Source organism: Sinomonas cellulolyticus, from assembly GCF_014656475.1.
Classification (GTDB): domain Bacteria; phylum Actinomycetota; class Actinomycetes; order Actinomycetales; family Micrococcaceae; genus Sinomonas; species Sinomonas cellulolyticus.
In genome coordinates this window covers 131,299-147,910 of sequence record NZ_BNCM01000009.1, presented here as the reverse complement: position 1 = coordinate 147,910, position 16,612 = coordinate 131,299, and the positions used below count along the sequence as shown (strand labels likewise).

At 70.0% G+C, this 16,612-nt stretch carries 13 protein-coding genes; 7 read left to right on the top strand and 6 right to left on the bottom strand.

From position 1 onward, the window contains the following. Positions 1 to 92 precede the first annotated feature (92 nt). The gene (locus tag IE231_RS12635) at positions 93 to 596 is read left to right on the top strand and encodes an SRPBCC domain-containing protein (RefSeq protein ID WP_189694316.1); all 504 of its coding nucleotides are present in this window, start codon (positions 93 to 95) and stop codon (positions 594 to 596) included. A gap of 33 nt (positions 597 to 629) precedes the next feature. Here IE231_RS12635 and IE231_RS12630 read toward each other — a convergent pair whose 3' ends face one another. Both IE231_RS12630 and IE231_RS12625 read right to left on the bottom strand, forming a co-directional pair. Further along, complete coding sequence (locus tag IE231_RS12630; RefSeq protein WP_189694315.1) at positions 630 to 1,667, bottom strand: LacI family DNA-binding transcriptional regulator; 1,038 nt, start codon at positions 1,665 to 1,667, stop codon at positions 630 to 632. A 24-nt stretch (positions 1,668 to 1,691) separates the two neighbouring features. Beyond that, positions 1,692 to 3,455, bottom strand: a complete 1,764-nt coding sequence (locus IE231_RS12625; protein WP_189694314.1) for a glycoside hydrolase family 13 protein — start codon at positions 3,453 to 3,455, stop codon at positions 1,692 to 1,694. A 191-nt stretch (positions 3,456 to 3,646) separates the two neighbouring features. On the opposite strand from IE231_RS12625, the gene IE231_RS12620 reads away from it, so the two are divergent. The 5 genes from IE231_RS12620 (at position 3,647) to IE231_RS12600 (ending at position 10,304) form a co-directional block, all read left to right on the top strand. Next, entirely contained in the window at positions 3,647 to 4,948 is a 1,302-nt protein-coding gene (locus tag IE231_RS12620) for a sugar ABC transporter substrate-binding protein (RefSeq protein ID WP_189694313.1), read from the top strand. Positions 4,949 to 5,052: 104 nt separating this feature from the next. Further along, complete coding sequence (locus tag IE231_RS12615) at positions 5,053 to 6,693, top strand: ABC transporter permease subunit (protein ID WP_189694312.1); 1,641 nt, start codon at positions 5,053 to 5,055, stop codon at positions 6,691 to 6,693. Position 6,694: 1 nt separating this feature from the next. Further along, positions 6,695 to 7,642 carry a sugar ABC transporter permease gene (locus tag IE231_RS12610; RefSeq protein ID WP_189694311.1) on the top strand — a complete coding sequence of 316 codons (948 nt, stop codon included), beginning with the start codon at positions 6,695 to 6,697 and terminating at the stop codon, positions 7,640 to 7,642. Next, positions 7,639 to 9,639, top strand: a complete 2,001-nt coding sequence (locus IE231_RS12605; RefSeq protein ID WP_189694310.1) for a glycoside hydrolase family 13 protein — start codon at positions 7,639 to 7,641, stop codon at positions 9,637 to 9,639. The genes IE231_RS12610 and IE231_RS12605 overlap by 4 nt, the downstream gene beginning before the upstream one ends. Before the next feature lie 32 nt (positions 9,640 to 9,671). Continuing rightward, on the top strand, positions 9,672 to 10,304 hold the full coding sequence (locus IE231_RS12600) for a DUF2461 domain-containing protein (RefSeq protein ID WP_189694309.1): 633 nt from the start codon (positions 9,672 to 9,674) through the stop codon (positions 10,302 to 10,304). Here IE231_RS12600 and IE231_RS12595 read toward each other — a convergent pair. The 4 genes from IE231_RS12595 to IE231_RS12580 form a co-directional block, all read right to left on the bottom strand. Next, complete coding sequence (locus tag IE231_RS12595) at positions 10,301 to 11,677, bottom strand: DUF4032 domain-containing protein (protein ID WP_189694308.1); 1,377 nt, start codon at positions 11,675 to 11,677, stop codon at positions 10,301 to 10,303. The genes IE231_RS12600 and IE231_RS12595 overlap by 4 nt on opposite strands. Before the next feature lie 106 nt (positions 11,678 to 11,783). After that, a complete protein-coding gene (locus tag IE231_RS12590; RefSeq protein ID WP_189694307.1) occupies positions 11,784 to 12,866 on the bottom strand; it encodes an ABC transporter ATP-binding protein in 1,083 nt (360 codons plus the stop codon). Positions 12,867 to 13,114: 248 nt separating this feature from the next. Further along, on the bottom strand, positions 13,115 to 13,903 hold the full coding sequence (gene otsB, locus IE231_RS12585) for a trehalose-phosphatase (RefSeq protein WP_229866864.1): 789 nt from the start codon (positions 13,901 to 13,903) through the stop codon (positions 13,115 to 13,117). Continuing rightward, positions 13,900 to 15,366 (bottom strand): alpha,alpha-trehalose-phosphate synthase (UDP-forming), encoded by a 1,467-nt coding sequence (locus tag IE231_RS12580; protein WP_229866859.1) that lies wholly within the window; start codon positions 15,364 to 15,366, stop codon positions 13,900 to 13,902. The genes otsB and IE231_RS12580 overlap by 4 nt, the downstream gene beginning before the upstream one ends. Positions 15,367 to 15,609: 243 nt before the next feature. Between IE231_RS12580 and IE231_RS12575 the strand changes: the two genes are divergently transcribed. After that, complete coding sequence (locus IE231_RS12575; RefSeq protein ID WP_189694305.1) at positions 15,610 to 16,506, top strand: DsbA family protein; 897 nt, start codon at positions 15,610 to 15,612, stop codon at positions 16,504 to 16,506. Positions 16,507 to 16,612: the final 106 nt, after the last annotated feature.

The window sequence follows — 16,612 nt, the reverse complement described above, 5'->3', positions numbered from 1 at the left end:
TGTGGGAGAGTAGGACACCGCCGGACAACCATTCCAGGACCCCCGACCACACGGCCGGGGGTCCTGACATTTAACACAGCTAGGATCGGCACATGGATTCGCTCTTCTCCCACGCTGCGCGTCCGGAACGTGACGTGACCGCGAGTGGCGAGGCGCCGCCGTCGCGCGTCGCCCGGGTGCGCCTCCCGGCTCCCAGAGACATCGTGTACAACGCGTTCGTCGGGGACCTGCACCTCTGGTGGCCGTCCTCCTACACCGGATTCGGCGAGGGGACGCATCCGTTCATCGAGGACGGCATCGTGGGGGAGGAAGGCCCCGATGGGCAGCTGCGCTCGTGGGGCGAGGTGACGGGCGAGGAGCCTGGGTCGCTCCTCGAGTTCGCCTGGACGCTCGCGGGGCCCGCGGATGCGCCCACGCGCGTACGCGTCGAGTTCGCCGATGACGGCGACCAGACCGTCGTCGTGCTCACGCACGACGGCTGGGCTCGCGGGCGCGAAGGGCGCGCGCAGTACGAGAAGTACGCCGACTGGTCCGTCATCCTGGGCCGTTTCGCGGCGTTCTTCGGCCAGCCGGCCGATTCGGTCGAGGAGACCTAGAGGCGTTGACGATCTAAGGCCCCCCGACGGGCGCTAGCGGAGTGACCTCGGCACGGCCGTGCTCGTGCGGACGATGAACTCCGGCTCGATCGCGCGGCTCTGTGGCTTGGCGCCGTCGGACTCGAGCTCGCTGAGCAGCATGCGCGCCGCATCGGCACCCTGGCGCGCGGGCGCTTGGTCGAAGGTCGTGAGGCCGAACATCCCGCCCAGCTCGTGCCCGTCGATGCCCACGACAGAGACGTCGTAGGGGACGTGGAGGCCCAGCTGCTGTGCCGCGGTGATGGCTCCGATGGCCATCTCGTCAGAAGCGGCGAAGATGGCGCTCGGTCGCCGAGCCGGGCCGGCGAGCAGGCGCTTGGCGGCCTGATGCGCGCCCGGGATCGTGAAGTCCGTGGCGACGAGCCACTCGGGCCGCACGGGGATTCCCGCGTCGGCCATGGCGGCCTCGAAACCGAGGCGCCGGTTCGCGGGCAGGGCGAAGTCTCGCTCGAACTCGGCGGTACCGCTCAGGTGCGCGATGTCCGTGTGGCCCAGGCCGAGGAGGTGCTCGGTAGCCAGCCTGGCGACCGCGAAGTCGTCGATGTGGAGCGTTGCCGCTCCTTCGATGGGCCCGCCGAGGCCGACCACCGGCCGGCCCACGCGGAGGAGCTGGGCGACCTCCTTCGGCGAGAGCTCGAGGGAGACGGCCACGACGCCGTCGAGCCTCTGCCGCCGCAGGAAGTCTGTCAGGACGCTCTGCCGGTTCCCCGCCTGCTCTCCCGTGTTGTACAGGGTGAGGTCATAGCCGGCCTCGAGCAGGGTCTTGGAGACGCCCTCGAGGACGCTCGAGAAGAACCACCGGCTCACGGTGGGGACCATGACGCCGATGTTGCGGGTGCGGCCGGAGGCCAAGCTCGAGGCGTTGTAGGAGGGAACGAATCCGAGGGACTCGGCGGCCTCGAGGACCCGGAGCCGGCTCCGCTCCGAGACATTCCCGCGGCCGCTGAGGGCACGGGACACGGTGGCCATCGAGACGCCTGCCGACTGCGCGACGTCGCGGATGCTCACGCTCACACCGGACTCGTCCCTCATGCCCCCAGCAGCCCCCTCAAGGTGTCATCCGTCCTCGCCGAGCCGGAGCCACGCGGCCTCGCCCGGTGCGAGCTCGGCGGGTGCGCCGAGGCCGGACCTGACGATGACCTCGAGCGGCGGCAGGGCCGCTGCGGTCCCGCCCGCGTTCAGCATGACCAGAATAGTGCCGTTCACGAAGGCCAGCACGCCGCCTCGGCACAGCTCGGGCGCCCAGGCGAGGCTTCCCGCGCCGAGCCCGTGCCCGCGCCGATGCGACAAGGCGCGCCGGTAGAGGCTCAGGTGGGAGTCCGGGTCGAGGGCCTGCGCGTCGCGCGAGAGCTCTGCCCAGAGGCCCGGCTGGGGGAGCCAGCTCAGACCCGCCTCGCTGAACCCGTGCGCGGGTGCGTCCACGCGCCACGGGAGGGGCACTCGGCAGCCGTCCCTGCCCACCCGCTCCCCGCCGGTGCGGTGGAACGTGGGGTCCTGGCGCTCGTGCGGGGCGATGCCCGTGTTGTCCACGAGCCCGAGCTCCTCGCCTTGGTAGAGGTAGGCGCTGCCCGGAAGGCCCAGCATGAACAGGGTCGCGGCGCGTGCGCGGGCCCGCCCGAGGGCGAGGTCCGGCTGGACGTCAGCGGGGCCGAGTCCGTCACCGACGTTGAGGCCGATGCCGGGAAGCCCGAGCCGCGAGGCATGCCGGACCACGTCATGATTCGAGAGGACCCACGTCGTCGGGGCGCCGACGGCACCGAACGCCTCGAGCGACTGGGTGACGACGGCGCGCAGCGCCTCCGCCTCGAACGGCGCCCCGAGGAACGGGAAGTTGAAGGCCTGGTGCAGCTGGTCGGGGGCGACCCACTCGGCCATCCGGTCAAGCGGGTCGACGTTGGCCTCGGCGCACAGGACGCGGTCCGGGCCATATTCGGCGAGGATGGCCCGCCACCGGCGGTACACGTCCTTGAGCGCGGGCTGTCCGAACATCGGCGCGTGGTGCCCCGGGAACCCCGGTGACGAGCCGCCGTCGGCCCTCCCGCCCCAGTCCGGGAGCCCCGGCGCCTTGACGAGGGCGTGCGCGACGTCGACGCGGAAGCCGGCCACCCCGCGGTCGAGCCAGAAGCGCAGCACGCGCTCGAACTCGTCGCCCACGGCGGGGTTGTCCCAATTGAAGTCCGGCTGGGTCGAGTCGAACAGGTGCAGGTACCACTGGCCCGCGGTGCCGTCCGCCTCGATGACGCGCGTCCACGCGGGGCCGCCGAAGTGCGATTCCCAGTTGTTGGGCGGCAGCTCGCCGTGCTCGCCGCGCCCGTCACGGAAGATGAAGTGCCCGCGCTCGGTGCTCCCAGGCCCGGCCGCGAGGGCGGCACGGAACATTGCGTGCTCGTTCGAGCAGTGGTTGGGGACGAGGTCCACGATGATGCGCAGGCCGAGGTCGCGGGCTCGTGCGGCGAGGGCGTCGAAGTCGGCGAGCGTGCCGAAGAGCGGGTCGACGTCGCAGTAGTCGGCCACGTCGTACCCGCCGTCGCGCTGGGGCGAGACGAAGAAGGGCGAGAGCCACACGGCGTCGACCCCGAGCTCGGCGACATGGTGGAGTTCGGCCGTGATGCCCGCGAGGTCGCCGACCCCGTCGCCGGACGCGTCGCGGAACGACCGGGGGTAGATCTGGTAGATGACGGCGGAGCGCCACCAGTCCTCGTGCGGGGAGGCCTCGCTGATGCGCACGAGGGGGCCCACGGTCGCGGTCTTCCCTCGTTCTTCGGGGATGGCAGCGGGCGGCGCGGCGGGCAGGACTGGAACGGCAGTCGAAAGAGCCATGCCGGACATCCTGACACATGACACGCCATTCTGGAAGCGTTTACACCCCATGAACCTCATACAAGCAGGGTCCTGCTTTGCGCCCTGCGATCTACTGTGTAGTATCTGCAAGCGTTTCCAATTGTGAGGTGCTTCACTCTCCTGCTCTTTTCGGGAGGTTCGCCTCACCCTTTGACCCAGAAGGGACACCCATGATGGTGCGAATCACCCCGCAGGTGGCACTCAGCCGCCGGAACTTCGTCACCGGCGCGGCCGGGGCCGCCGCACTGCTCGGCCTCGCCGCGTGCGGAGCCAACACCACGAGCTCGTCGCCGTCGACGCAGGCGAAGAAGGACCTCGCCGCCGGCGGGGCCGGCACGATCACGATGTGGCTCGACGCCGAGCGCGCGCCCGCGCTGAAGGACGTCGCCGAGAAGTTCAAGGCGGACACGGGGATCGAGGTCAAGCTCGTCGTGAAGGACTTCGCCGCGGTCCGCGACGACTTCATCACGCAGGTCCCCACAGGCAAGGGCCCCGACCTGATCGTCGGCCCGCACGACTGGCTGGGCAAGTTCGTCCAGAACGGCGTCATCTCCCCGGTCGAGCTCGGCGACAAGAAGTCCGGATTCCAGGACGCTGCCGTCCGCGCCATGACCTACAACGGCTCCATCTACGGTGTCCCCTACGCGATCGAGAACATCGGCCTGATCCGCAACACGGCCCTCGTCGACTCCGCCGCCACCACGTTCGACGAGGTCCTCAAGAAGGGCGCCGACACGGTCGCGGCCGGCAAGGCCAAGTACGCGTTCCTCGTCGGCCTCGACCCCAAGCAGGGCGACCCGTACCACCTCTACCCGCTCCAGACGTCGATGGGCGTCCAGGTGTTCGGCCTCGATTCCAAGGGCGAGTACGACCCCAAGCAGCTCACGCTCGGCGGCCCCGGCGGCGCAGAGTTCGCCGCCAAGCTCAAGGAGTGGGGCGACACCGGCTCGAAGGTCCTCAACTCCAACATCACGGGCGACATCGCCAAGGAGAAGTTCCTCGCCGGCGAGAGCCCCTACTACCTCACCGGCCCGTGGAACGTGCCGGACATGCAGAAGAAGGGCCTCAAGATCGCGGTCGATCCGCTGCCCAAGGCCGGCGACAAGGATGCCCAGCCGTTCCTCGGCGTCAACGGCTTCTTCATCTCCGCGAAGAGCGCCAACGCCCTCGCGACCAACGAGTTCGTGGTCAACTACCTCACCACCGAGGCGGTCCAGGACTCCATGTTCAAGGCCGGAGGCCGCCCGCCGGCCCTCAAGGCCTCGTTCGAGAAGGCGTCCAGCGACCCGATCGTCAAGGCATTCGGCGAGATCGGCACCAAGGGCGTCCCGATGCCCGCCATCCCGGCCATGGACGCCGTCTGGGCGGACTGGGGCGCCACCGAGCTGAACCTCATCAAGGGCCTGGGCGGCGACCCCGCCGCGCAGTGGGCCACGATGGCCGCGACCATCAAGGGCAAGATCGGCGCCTAGGCGGCTGAGCCGACCACCGACGGCGGTGCGCACCCGCGCCAGGGGCGCGCGCCGCCGTCGTGCGTTCCCACCGCAGTCCAGGCACGACAACCGAAGGAATCCCCATGCCCCGAGCAGATCAGCTCACCGCCCTGGCGCACGACGACGCCGTCCCCGCCTCCCAGCCCCCCGCACCGCGGCGCGGTGCACCGCAGCGGGCCCGCCGCGGCCCGGACTCGTGGAAGGGCGCCCTGGCCAAGATCGTGCTGCTGGGCCTCGTGGATGCCCTCGCGGTGTACATCTGCATCGCCCTGTTCCTCTCCCACTCGTGGGCGGTGTTCGGGATCGCGGCGGCGGTGACGCTGCTCATCAACTGGATCTACCTCCGCCCGGGCGGCCTCCCGGCGAAGTACCTCGCGCCGGGCGTGCTGTTCCTCGCGGTCTTCCAGGTGTTCGTGGTCGTGTTCTCCGGCTACATCGCGTTCACCAACTACGGCGACGGGCACAACAGCACCAAGGAGGACGCGATCGCCTCGATCCTGACCTCCTCGCAGAAACGCGTGCCGGACTCGCCCGCGTACCGCACGTCGGTCGTGACCAAGGACGGCGCCTACTACCTCCTCGTGACTGACCCGAGCGGCACCGCCGAGATCGGCGGGACCGGGAAGAAGCTCGAGCCCGCCCCCGCGGCGGTCAAGGACTCGACCGGCAAGGCCAGGTCCCTCGACGGGTACCAGACCCTCGCGCTCGCCGACCTCGTGGCCCACCAGCAGGACGTCCTGGGGCTCGTGGTGCCGGTCTCGGACAACCCGGGCGACGGCACGCTGCGCACGCAGGACGGCTCGAACGCGTACATCTTCCGCTCGTCGATGGTCTACGACCGCGCCGCGGACACGCTCATGGATAACGACACGGGGACGGTGTACCGAGACTCCGGCCAGGGCGACTTCGTCTCATCGTCCGGCGAGAAGCTCGCGACGGGCTGGAAGATCGACGTCGGCTTCAAGAACTTCGTCACGGCGTTCACCGATCCGGGGCTGCGCGGCCCGCTGCTCGCCGTGACCGCGTGGACGTTCACGTTCGCGATCGCCTCGGTGCTGCTGACGTTCGCGCTCGGACTGTTCCTCGCGATCACGTTCAACCGCGCCGACCTCAAGGGCAGACGCGTCTACCGGATCATCATGATCCTGCCCTACGCGTTCCCGGCGTTCCTCTCGGGCCTCGTGTGGGCTGGCCTGCTCAACCCCGAGTTCGGGTTCATCAACAACGCGCTCCTCGGCGGTGCGCACATCGGCTGGCTCACCGACCCCGTCCTGGCGAAGGTCTCCGTGCTCGTGGTCAACCTGTGGCTCGGCTTCCCGTACATGTTCCTCGTGTGCACGGGCGCGCTCCAGTCGCTTCCCGAGGACGTGGACGAGGCGGCGCGCATGGATGGCGCGGGCCCGTGGCGGATCTTCCGCTCGATCAAGCTCCCGCTCCTGCTCGTCTCGACCGCACCCCTGCTGATCTCCTCGTTCGCGTTCAACTTCAACAACTTCAACGTGATCTACATGCTCACCAACGGCGGCCCGCGCTTCGCGGACACGACCCGGGACATCGGCGCCACGGACATCCTCATCACGCTCGTCTACAAGAGCGCGTTCGGCGTGGGCACCGGCCGCGACTACGGCCTCGCGAGCGCCCTCGCGATCATCATCTTCATCATCGTCGCGACCGTCTCGGCGATCAGCTTCAAGCAGACCAAGGCCCTCGAGGACGTGAACTGACATGAGCATCCAGACCAGCGAGAACGGCCGGACCCTCCGGACCGCTGACGGCACGCCACGCACGACGCCGCCGGCCCCCGCCCGCGGCAGGCTCCCCTTCGGGCGGTGGCTGAGGGAGAAGGGCTGGCGGCACGCCGTCGGTGTGGCCGTGAGCCTGTTCGCGGTGTTCCCGCTCCTGTATGTCCTCTCGGCCGCGTTCAACCCCTCGGGGACCCTCGCCGGCGCCGAGTCGCTGTTCGCGAACGTCTCCCTGGACAACTTCATCAAGCTGTTCGGCAACGACCAGCGGCCGTTCGGCACGTGGTTCGTCAACACGCTCTACGTGGGACTCGTGACCTCCGCCGCGAGCGTGCTCCTTGGGGCCCTGGCCGCGTACGCGTTCTCCCGCATGCGCTTCACCGGCCGGCGCGTGGGACTGCTCAGCCTGCTGCTGCTGCAGATGTTCCCCCAGCTGCTCGCCGTCGTCGCGATCTTCCTGCTCCTGAACGGGATCGGCGAGGTCATCCCGGCCCTCGGGCTGGGCAGCCAGCTCGGCCTCATCATGGTGTACCTCGGCGGTGCGCTCGGCGTGAACACATACCTCATGTACGGGTTCTTCAACACCGTTCCCGTCTCCCTCGACGAGGCCGCGAAGATCGACGGTGCGAGCCACGTGCAGATCTTCTTCGGCATCATCCTGCGCCTCGTCACCCCGATCCTCGCCGTCGTCGGGCTCCTGACGTTCATCGGCATCTCGAGCGAGTTCGTCATCGCGTCCGTGGTCCTCACCGATCCGAACACGCAGACGCTCGCGGTGGGCCTGTACTCGTTCGTCGCGAACCAGCGCACCGAGGACTGGGGCGTCTTCGCCGCCGGCGCCGTGCTCGCCGCGCTGCCCGTCATGGCCCTGTTCCTGTTCCTCCAGCGGTACATCGTCTCCGGGCTCGTGGCAGGCTCGGTCAAGGGATGATCCCCGCCACCACGGTCCCGGGGCTCGAGGCGCACCATGACGGGTCGCCCCTGTACGTCCATGGCGGGCACGACGGGTCCGGGCACCTCGGCCTCGGGGACGAGGCCCGGGTGCGGGTGCGCACGCGGGAGGGCAGCGGCGTCGTGCGCGTGTGGGTACGCACGGTCGAGGACGCCGAGCCGCGCTTCGCCCCCGCGCGGCACCTGGGCGCGGCTGCCGGCTGGGACTGGTGGGAGGGGCGCGTGCGCGTGCACAACCCCGTGGCCCGGTACCGCTTCCTGCTCGAGCGGGAGCACGACGGCGCGGGCTCGCCGCCCGCGTGGCTCAACGCCGCGGGCATGTGGGGCCACGACGTCCCGGATGTGGCCGACTTCCGCCTGACCGCCGCTGCCCCCGGGCCGGGTTGGGCCGCTGGCGCGGTCACGTACCAGGTCTTCCCGGACAGGTTCGCGCGTTCGACGGAGCGCGCGCTGGCCGAGTCCGCGGCAGCGGAGGGCGCGTCCGGGTGGGCCGCACCCGACTGGGCCGTGCCCGCGATGTGGGGCGACGCCGTCGTGCACGAGGGCCCTGACACACCGCGGCAGCTGTTCGGCGGCGATCTCGACGGGATCCGCGAACACCTCGACCACCTCGAGGAGCTCGGCGTCGAGGTCCTCTACCTCACGCCGATCTTCCCGGCGCGGTCCAACCACCGCTACGACGCCTCGACGTTCCGGCATGTCGACCCAATCCTCGGCGGGGACTCCGCGCTCGTGCGCCTCGTCACGGCGTGCCACGCCCGCGGCATCCGCGTCATCGGTGACCTCACCGCAAACCACACCGGCGACGCCCACGAGTGGTTCCAGCGGGCGGCCGCTTCTGGCGCCCGCGCCGACGGCACAGGTGTTGGTGCGACGTCGTCCGCCGCCGAGCGCGACTACTACTACTTCGGCCCCGACGGCACGTACGAGGCCTGGTGGGGGGTGCCGAGCCTGCCCAAGCTCGACTGGGCCTCGCTGGCCCTCCGCGGCGAGTTCCTCGAGGGCCCCGGCTCGGTCGTGGCGCAGTGGCTCCGTGAGCCGTACCGGCTCGACGGCTGGCGCCTCGACGTGGGCAACATGACCGGGCGCCTCGGCGCGGTGGACCACCATACGGACGTGTTCCGCGTGCTGCGGGCCACCGCGCTCGCGGCCAGGCCGGATGCGCTGCTGATCGCGGAGTCCACGAACGATGCCTCGGCGGACTTCCAGGGGGATACGTTCCACGGCTCCATGAGCTACGCCTCGCTCACCCGGCCGCTCTGGGGCTGGCTCGCGGACGGTATTGCGGTGAACTACTTCGGTGCCCCGTCCGGCCGACCTCCACGGATCCCGGCCGAAGGCTTCCTCGCCCAGTACCGCGCGTTCTCCGCGGCCTATCCCTGGGACGTCCGGCTGCGCTCGCTCAGCGCGATCGACACCCACGACACCGCCCGCGCGGCGACCGCGATGGTCCCGGGCGGCCAGCAGGTCGCCGCCGTGCTCGCGTTCACACTGCCCGGCATGCCGATGGTCTTCGCCGGCGACGAGTTCGGGCTCGAAGGGGTCAACGGTGAGGACTCCCGGACTCCGATGCCGTGGGACGCGCCCGAACGGGTGGTCGCCGACCTGCGCGGCCTGTACTCGCGGCTCGGGCACTTGCGGCGCGAGGCCACACTGCGGATCGGGTCACTGCGCTGGCTGTGGGCCCGGGGCGATCTCCTCGTGTTCGTGCGCGAGCTGCCGGAGGCGACGTTCCTCGTGGCCGCCGCGCGGGCCGCGACCGCCGTCGCACTTCCTGCCGGCGTGCTGCCCGAGGGGTGGCCGGGCGCGGAGCCCGCGCTCGCCGTCGGACGCCTCGTGCTGGAACCCGCTGATGCGCGCCCTCGCCCGGATGCGCAAGGCGCCGCCGCGCACGACGGCGCGGCTCGTCTCGCCGCCGAGGGGCCGGCCGCCGTCGTGTGGCGCCTCGCAGGGCCCGGGCTGCCCGCCGAGGGTTGAGCGGCGCGCGAGCAGGCGGGAGGATGCTGCCCATGAGCGCATTCGAGGGGTTCCCGGCAGAGGGGACCGAGTTCTACGCGGGGCTCGAGGAGAACAACACCAAAGAGTGGTGGACCGAGCACAAGGACGTGTACGAGCGGGCCGTGCGCGGCCCCATGACGGCACTGCTCGACGAGCTGTCCACGGAGTTCGGCGAGGCCAAGGCGTTCCGCCCGTACCGCGACGTGCGCTTCAGCAAGGACAAGTCGCCGTACAAGACCCACCAGGGCGGCTTCGCTCAGACCACCGAGGGGACCGGCTACTACCTGCACCTCGACGCCGACGGGCTCACCGTGGGCGGGGGCTACCACTCGCCCGCGCCGGCCCAGATCGCGAGGTTCCGCGCCGCCGTCGACGCCCCGGCTTCAGGGGGCGAGCTCCAGCAGATCGTCGACGCGCTGCGCGCCGACGGCTACGCGATCAACGGCGAGCGGCTCAAGACGGTTCCGCGCGAGTACGCCAAGGACCACCCGCGCGGCGAGCTGCTCAAGCACAAGTCGCTCACCGCGGGCAAGGCGTTCGGGACCCCGGACTGGCTCGGCACGCCGGAGGCGCTCGAGCGCGTGCGGGCCAGCTGGACCGAGCTGAGGCCGCTCGTGGAGTGGCTCACGGAGCACCTCGGTTAGTCGAGCTCCTCCAGGGCCCGGTGGCGGGCCTCCTCGCTCTCGATGACCTTGAGCATCTGCGTGTCCGGGTTCAGCATGATGGCTGCCTCGTCGCGGCGGTGCCGCAGCACGTTGTCGATGTAGGACTGCACCGTCTCGGCGAGCGGGATGTACCGCTCGAGCTGCTCCGACATGTACCAGCGGTGCTCGAGGACCTGGTGCACCACCTCGGCGGGCTCGAGCTTGCCGGAGAGCTCCCGGGGAATCGCCTTGACGATGGGCTCGAACACCTGGCTGACCCACGCGTGCGCGCTGATCTCCTCGTCCTGGCCGGCGTAGTTCTCTGCCCGGAACGTGTCCATGTCGTTCAGGAGCCTGCGCGCCTGGTTCTCCTGGGCGTCGATGCCCGTGAGCCGGATCAGCCGGCGCTGGTGGTGGCCGGCGTCGACCACCTTGGGCTGGAGCTGGATCGTGGCGCCGTCCGGCGTCGTCTTGATCACGTACTCCTCGACGTCGAAGCCGAGCTCGTTGAGGCGCCGGATCCGGGCGGCCACCCGCCACCGCTCGCCCAGCTCGAACGATTCCTTCTCCGTCAGCTCCGCCCACAGGTTGCGGTACGAGTCCATGATCCGCTCGCTCGTGGCTACCGGGTCCACGACCTCGTCGATGAGCCCGCCCTCGAGGAGGTCCATCATCTCGCCCGCGATGTTCACCCGGGCGATCTCGAGATCGTACTCGCGCTGGCCGGTCGAGAGGTCCGGGTACAGCTCGCCCGTCTCGGCGTCGACGAGGTAGGCGGCGAATGCGCCGGCGTCGCGCCGGAACAGCGTGTTGGAGAGGGAGACGTCGCCCCAGTAGAAGCCCACGAGGTGCAGCCGGACCAGCAGCAGGGCCTGGGCATCGATGAGGCGCGTGAGCGTGTCCCGGCGCAGCTTCTGCGAGAACAGGGCACGGTAGGGGAGCGAGAACTTGAGGTGCCGCGTCACGAGCGCCGTGTCGAGCGGCCGACCGTCAGGGGTGTGGCGGTCGCGGATGACGGCGACTGGCTCAACGCACGGGACATCGAGCCGCTGGAGCTTGCGCAGCATGTGGTATTCGTGTCGGGCCACGTGCTCGCTCGTCTCCTTGACGGCGATGACCGAGCCGCCGAGCTTCGCGAAGCGCACGATGTGCCGCGAGATGCCGCGGGGGAGCGCCGCGAGGTACTCCTCGGGCCAGTCCTCGAGCGCCACGTGCCACGGAAGGTCCAGGAGCTCCGGGTCGGCCACAGCCGCGGTGATGTTCAGCGACCCCAGTGCTGCAGCCGGCTCGGGCGCGGGTTCGCTCCGTGCCAGCTTTCCCACCTCGTCGTAGTCCGTTGGCTCGTCCTGCCACGTGGCGCTCTGGTCAGTCATGGGTACATTCTCCTGCGTCTTGCTGCGTTGACCAGAAACACGGCGTGCCCGCCGGGAGGACCCGGCGGGCACGTCATTGTGATGGGTTGCTGGCGGCCGGCTCCGGTCAGTCGCCGAGGCGCTTGCCGGTCTTCGTGTCGAAGAGGTGCACGTGGCCCTGCTGCGGGCGGACCCACACCTTGTCGCCCTTCATCGGGGGGCGGCGGCCGTCGACGCGGGCCACGATGTCGTGGTCCTGGCCGTCGAGCGTGGTGTGGCCGTACACGTAGGCGTCGGCGCCGAGCTCTTCGACCACGTCCACCTCGACCTCGAGGCCCTCGCCCTGCGGCGCGGACTCGAGGTCCTCGGGGCGGACGCCGAGGGTGACGGTGGAGCCGGTGGCCCCGGCGAGGACGTCGCGGGCCACGGGGTAGACGATGCCGCCGAACTTCACGCCTCCGTCCGCCTCCGGGAGCTCGAGAAGGTTCATGGCGGGCGAGCCGATGAAGCCGGCCACGAACACGTTCTCCGGCCGGTCGTAGAGGTTGCGCGGGGTATCCACCTGCTGGAGGAGGCCGTCCTTGAGCACCGCCACGCGGTCGCCCATGGTCATGGCCTCGATCTGGTCGTGGGTGACGTAGACCGTCGTGACGCCGAGGCGGCGGGTGAGGGACGCGATCTGGGTGCGGGTCTGGACGCGGAGCTTCGCATCGAGGTTGGAGAGCGGCTCGTCCATGAGGAAGACCTGCGGGTTTCGGACGATCGCGCGGCCCATGGCGACACGCTGGCGCTGGCCGCCGGAGAGGGCCTTCGGCTTGCGGTCCAAGTACGGCTCGAGGTCCAGGAGCTTCGCGGCCTCCCTGACGCGCTGGGCGCGCTCTTCCTTGGAGACGCCGGCGATCTTGAGCGCGAAGCCCATGTTGTCCGCGACCGTCATGTGCGGGTACAGGGCGTAGTTCTGGAAGACCATCGCGATGTCGCGGTCCTTCGGCGGGACGTCCGTGACGTCGCGGTCGCCGATGAGAATGCGGCCCGAGTTCACGTCCTCGAGGCCGGCGAGCATGCGGAGGGAGGTTGACTTGCCACAGCCCGAGGGGCCAACCAGGACGAGGAACTCGCCGTCCGCGATGTCGATGTTGAGCTTGTCGACGGCGGGCTTGTCCGTGCCCGGGTAAAGGCGCGTCGCATTGTCGAACGTAACTGTAGCCACAGTCATATCCCTTCACCGGCAGGTACGTGCCGGACGATCCGTAGTGAATGGTTCTTGTTGTTCAGTTGTGTGTGCCACGCTGGCCGCCGGTTGGGCGGCGCCGCCATTGTGGCACAGCATGAGAACCGGGGGCAGCGCCCTCGCTCACAGATCGAGTATGGCATAGATCACATGGCCAAGGACAATGTGACGTCCATCATGTGGATAAAAATCCCCTGTGTGGGTGCTGGGACCCGATGTGGAACTGCCTAGGGAGTGCGCTGCGCAGGAAGCTCCGAGCGGAGCTGCGCCAGCAGCGCGACGACGTCCGCGACATCCTCGGGCCGCTCGACCCTGAACGATGCCGCCGTGTCTCCCGGGCCGACCTTGAGCCCGAGATCGCCGGCCTCGAGGGCGAGGAAGCCGTCCTCGTCGGTGACGTCGTCCCCGGCGAAGAACACCGCATCCGCCTCGGTGACCTGGCGGAGGAACGCGAGGCCCTCGCCCTTGGTTACGTGCACTACGGAGCCCTCGAGGACCTCCTTGCCCTCCTTGAGGAAGATGTCGCGCCGGGACGCGAGCTGCTGCTTCGCAGCGCCGACGGCGGTCGCGGCGTCCTCCCTGTCCGCCTGGCGTGTATGCAGGACGCGGCCGGCGGGCTTCTCCTCGACCCACGTGCCCGGAGCCTGTGAGGAGATCTCGGTGAACACCCGGTGGAGGTCCGCGAGGGCGTCCCGCTGGTCTGGGTCGAGGGTCACGGGGTGCTCCTCGCCGCCCAGCCGTACCTCCGCGCCGTGGCTGCCGATCAGCTGCGTGCGCGGGTCTGGGCTTGCCACCGCCACGAGGCTCGCGAGGGCGCGGCCGGACACGTAGGCGGTCCACGTCCGGGGCAGGCCCGCGAGGCGTGCCACAGCGTCCGCGGTCTCCGGAAGCGGGCGCGCGTCCTCGGCTCGGGCCACGATCGGAGCCACGACGCCGTCGAAGTCGAGCGCTACGAGGAGCTTCTCGGCAGCGGCAAGGCGCTGGAGCGCGCCGCGGAGGGAGTCGTCGATGCTCACGGGCAGACCTCTTCGAGCCGGACGAGGAAGGAGGAGGACCATTCCTCGACGTTGTGGACAAGGATCTGGCGGCGCATGGCCTTCATGCGGCGCGTTGCGACGCCGTGCGGCAGGGTGATCGCCGTGGTGATGGCGTCCTTGACCCCCGCGATGTCATGTGGATTGATCAGCAGCGCCTGCTTGAGCTGGTCCGCGGCGCCGGCGAACTCCGAGAGGACCAGTGCGCCCGTGCCGTCGCGGCGCGCGGCCACGTACTCCTTCGCCACGAGGTTCATGCCGTCCCGCAGTGCCGTGACGAGCATGACGTCCGCCGCAAGGTATAGCGCCACCATCTCCTCCACCGGGTAGGCGTGGTGGAGGTAGCGGACGGCCGTATGCTGCATCGTGTCGAACGTTCCGTTGATGCGGCCCACCGTGCCCTCGATCTCCTCGCGGAGGATCCGGTACTGCTCGACCCGCTCGCGGCTCGGCGAGGCGACCTGGATGAGCGTCACGTCGCCGACCTTGACCCGGCCATCGCTGAGGAGTTCCTCGAACGCCTTGAGGCGGTGGCGGATGCCCTTCGTGTAGTCGAGCCTGTCGACGCCGAGCATGATCGTGGTGGGGTCGCCGAGGTCCTGGCGGATCTGCTTCGCGCGCTCGATGATGTCCGGACGCGAGGCGAGCTCGGAGATGCGGGCCGTGTCGATCGAGATCGGGAACGCCTCGGCGCGGACCTCGCGCGCCCGAGGCGAGCCGCCGCCGTCGTGCGTCCCCTCCGTCACCGTGAGGTGCGTGCCCTTGCCGCTGGCCCGAGTGTAGCGGCGGGCGGCGCGGGAGAAGTTCGCGGCGTCGTTGGGGCGCTGGAACCCGAGGAGGTCCGCGCCGAGGAGGCCCTCGAGGACCTGCCGGCGCCACGGCAGCTGGGCGAAGATCTCCTGGGGCGGGAACGGGATGTGGTTGAAGAAGCCGATCTTCAGGTCCGGACGGCCCTCACGCAGCATGGCCGGTACGAGCTGGAGCTGGTAGTCCTGCACCCAGACGGTGGCGCCCTCGGCGGCGTGGGTAGCAGCGGCGTCGGCGAAGCGCCGGTTGACGCGCTGGTAGGAGTCCCACCACGCGCGGTGGAATTCAGGGGGCGCAATCACATCGTGGTACAGCGGCCAGAGCGTCGCGTTCGAGAAGCCCTCGTAGTAGTTCTCGACCTCGTCCGAGGAGAGGGGCACGGGCAGGATCGTGATGCCCTCGTGCTCAAATGGCTCCACCATTTCGTCCGGGGCGCCGTGCCAGCCGACCCACGCGCCGTCGGAACGCTCCATCACCGGAGCGAGAGCCGTCACGAGGCCACCCGGCGAGCGGCGCCAGCCGGACCCCTCGCCCTCGCTCACCCGGTCGACCGGAAGCCGGTTCGAGACCACGAGGAAGTCGTACAGATCATGTGCCTGGTCCTCGCCGTCCGTGGTCGCTGGGGTCCTCTGGCTCACGTTCAGGTCCTTCCGCTCCTAAATGCCTCCACCCTACCCGGGCGCTGCCCGGCAGGAGCCGGATATCACAGGGCGACGGCGGAACTACGGCCCCGCACGGATCGTTGCGCACTGAGGAAGACCCCGGCGGGGGTGGAGTCTGCGGCGGCACAACACACGGCGGACGCCGGTGCCTGCACTAAGCTTGGCCCGTCGCCGATACCCGTGCGCGCCCGCCGCGCCGCGAACCGATCACGAGGAACGATGAGCCCCGCCAACCAGCCACGACAGACCAAGGCAGAGCGCACCGCCGCCGCCCGGGAGAAGGCCCGCCAGATCCGCGAAGAGCAGCAGAAGCGGGAGCGGCGCAACAAGCTGCTGCTCCGCTGGGGCGTCGTGGTGGCGCTCGTCGCCGTGATCGCCGTGGTGGCTCTCGTGGTCACGACGTCGATGCGCCAGAACGCCCCCGTCTCCGACACCGGGCCCCGTGCGGCCAACACCAACCAGTACGGTGGCGTGACCCTGGGCAAGGGCAGCGCCGTCACCCCCGTTCCTGCCGGGACGGTCAACGTGGCGGACGTTCCCTCCCCGTCCGCCCAGCCAAGCGCGGGTGCGGCCGCGAATGCCCCTGGCGTCGAGCCTTCTGCGAAGGGCGAGCCGGTCAAGGTCGTCATCTACGTGGACTTCATCTGCCCCATCTGCAAGCAGTTCGAGGACACCTACGGCTCGACCCTGACCCAGGATCGCAACGACGGGAAGATCACGGTCGAGTACCGTCCGCTCGGGTTCCTCGACCGCAACTCGACCACCAACTACTCCTCCCGGGCGGCCAACGCCGCCGCTGCCGTGGCCAACTCGTACCCGGACAAGTACGCCGACTTCTTCAATGCCCTCTACTCCCAGCAGCCGGCTGAGGGCAGTGCTGGCCTCTCTGACGAGAAGCTCAAGGAGATCGCGAAGGGCCTCGGCGCCGACATCTCAGACGCCGTGGACAACAAGACCTACCGTCCGCAGGTCAAGTACGACACCCAGCTTGCCGCGTCCTCCGGCGTGTCCGGCACGCCGACTGTGTTCGTGGACGGCAAGCAGTGGGGCGTGGGCGACTCCGCGAAGACGCCGTTCGACCAGTTCCTCTCGGCGGCGATCGCGGCGAAGGGCTGAGCCGATCCCGCGCACGACGGCGGCCCGGTCCCCTCGAGGGGGCCGGGCCGCCGTCGATTCCCGGCGGGACACGAGTTCACGCTACGCTTGGATGTGCGCGCCCACG

Bases quoted from the DNA above. Each gene is read 5' to 3' on its own strand.
- IE231_RS12595 (WP_189694308.1), bottom strand. From the start codon at position 11,677: ATGACTGACCAGAGCGCCACGTGGCAGGACGAGCCAACGGACTACGAC.
- IE231_RS12625 (WP_189694314.1), bottom strand. From the start codon at position 3,455: ATGGCTCTTTCGACTGCCGTTCCAGTCCTGCCCGCCGCGCCGCCCGCT.
- IE231_RS12610 (WP_189694311.1), top strand. From the start codon at position 6,695: ATGAGCATCCAGACCAGCGAGAACGGCCGGACCCTCCGGACCGCTGAC.
- IE231_RS12575 (WP_189694305.1), top strand. From the start codon at position 15,610: ATGAGCCCCGCCAACCAGCCACGACAGACCAAGGCAGAGCGCACCGCC.
- IE231_RS12605 (WP_189694310.1), top strand. From the start codon at position 7,639: ATGATCCCCGCCACCACGGTCCCGGGGCTCGAGGCGCACCATGACGGG.
- IE231_RS12635 (WP_189694316.1), top strand. From the start codon at position 93: ATGGATTCGCTCTTCTCCCACGCTGCGCGTCCGGAACGTGACGTGACC.
- IE231_RS12620 (WP_189694313.1), top strand. From the start codon at position 3,647: ATGATGGTGCGAATCACCCCGCAGGTGGCACTCAGCCGCCGGAACTTC.
- IE231_RS12600 (WP_189694309.1), top strand. From the start codon at position 9,672: ATGAGCGCATTCGAGGGGTTCCCGGCAGAGGGGACCGAGTTCTACGCG.
- IE231_RS12630 (WP_189694315.1), bottom strand. From the start codon at position 1,667: ATGAGGGACGAGTCCGGTGTGAGCGTGAGCATCCGCGACGTCGCGCAG.
- IE231_RS12615 (WP_189694312.1), top strand. From the start codon at position 5,053: ATGCCCCGAGCAGATCAGCTCACCGCCCTGGCGCACGACGACGCCGTC.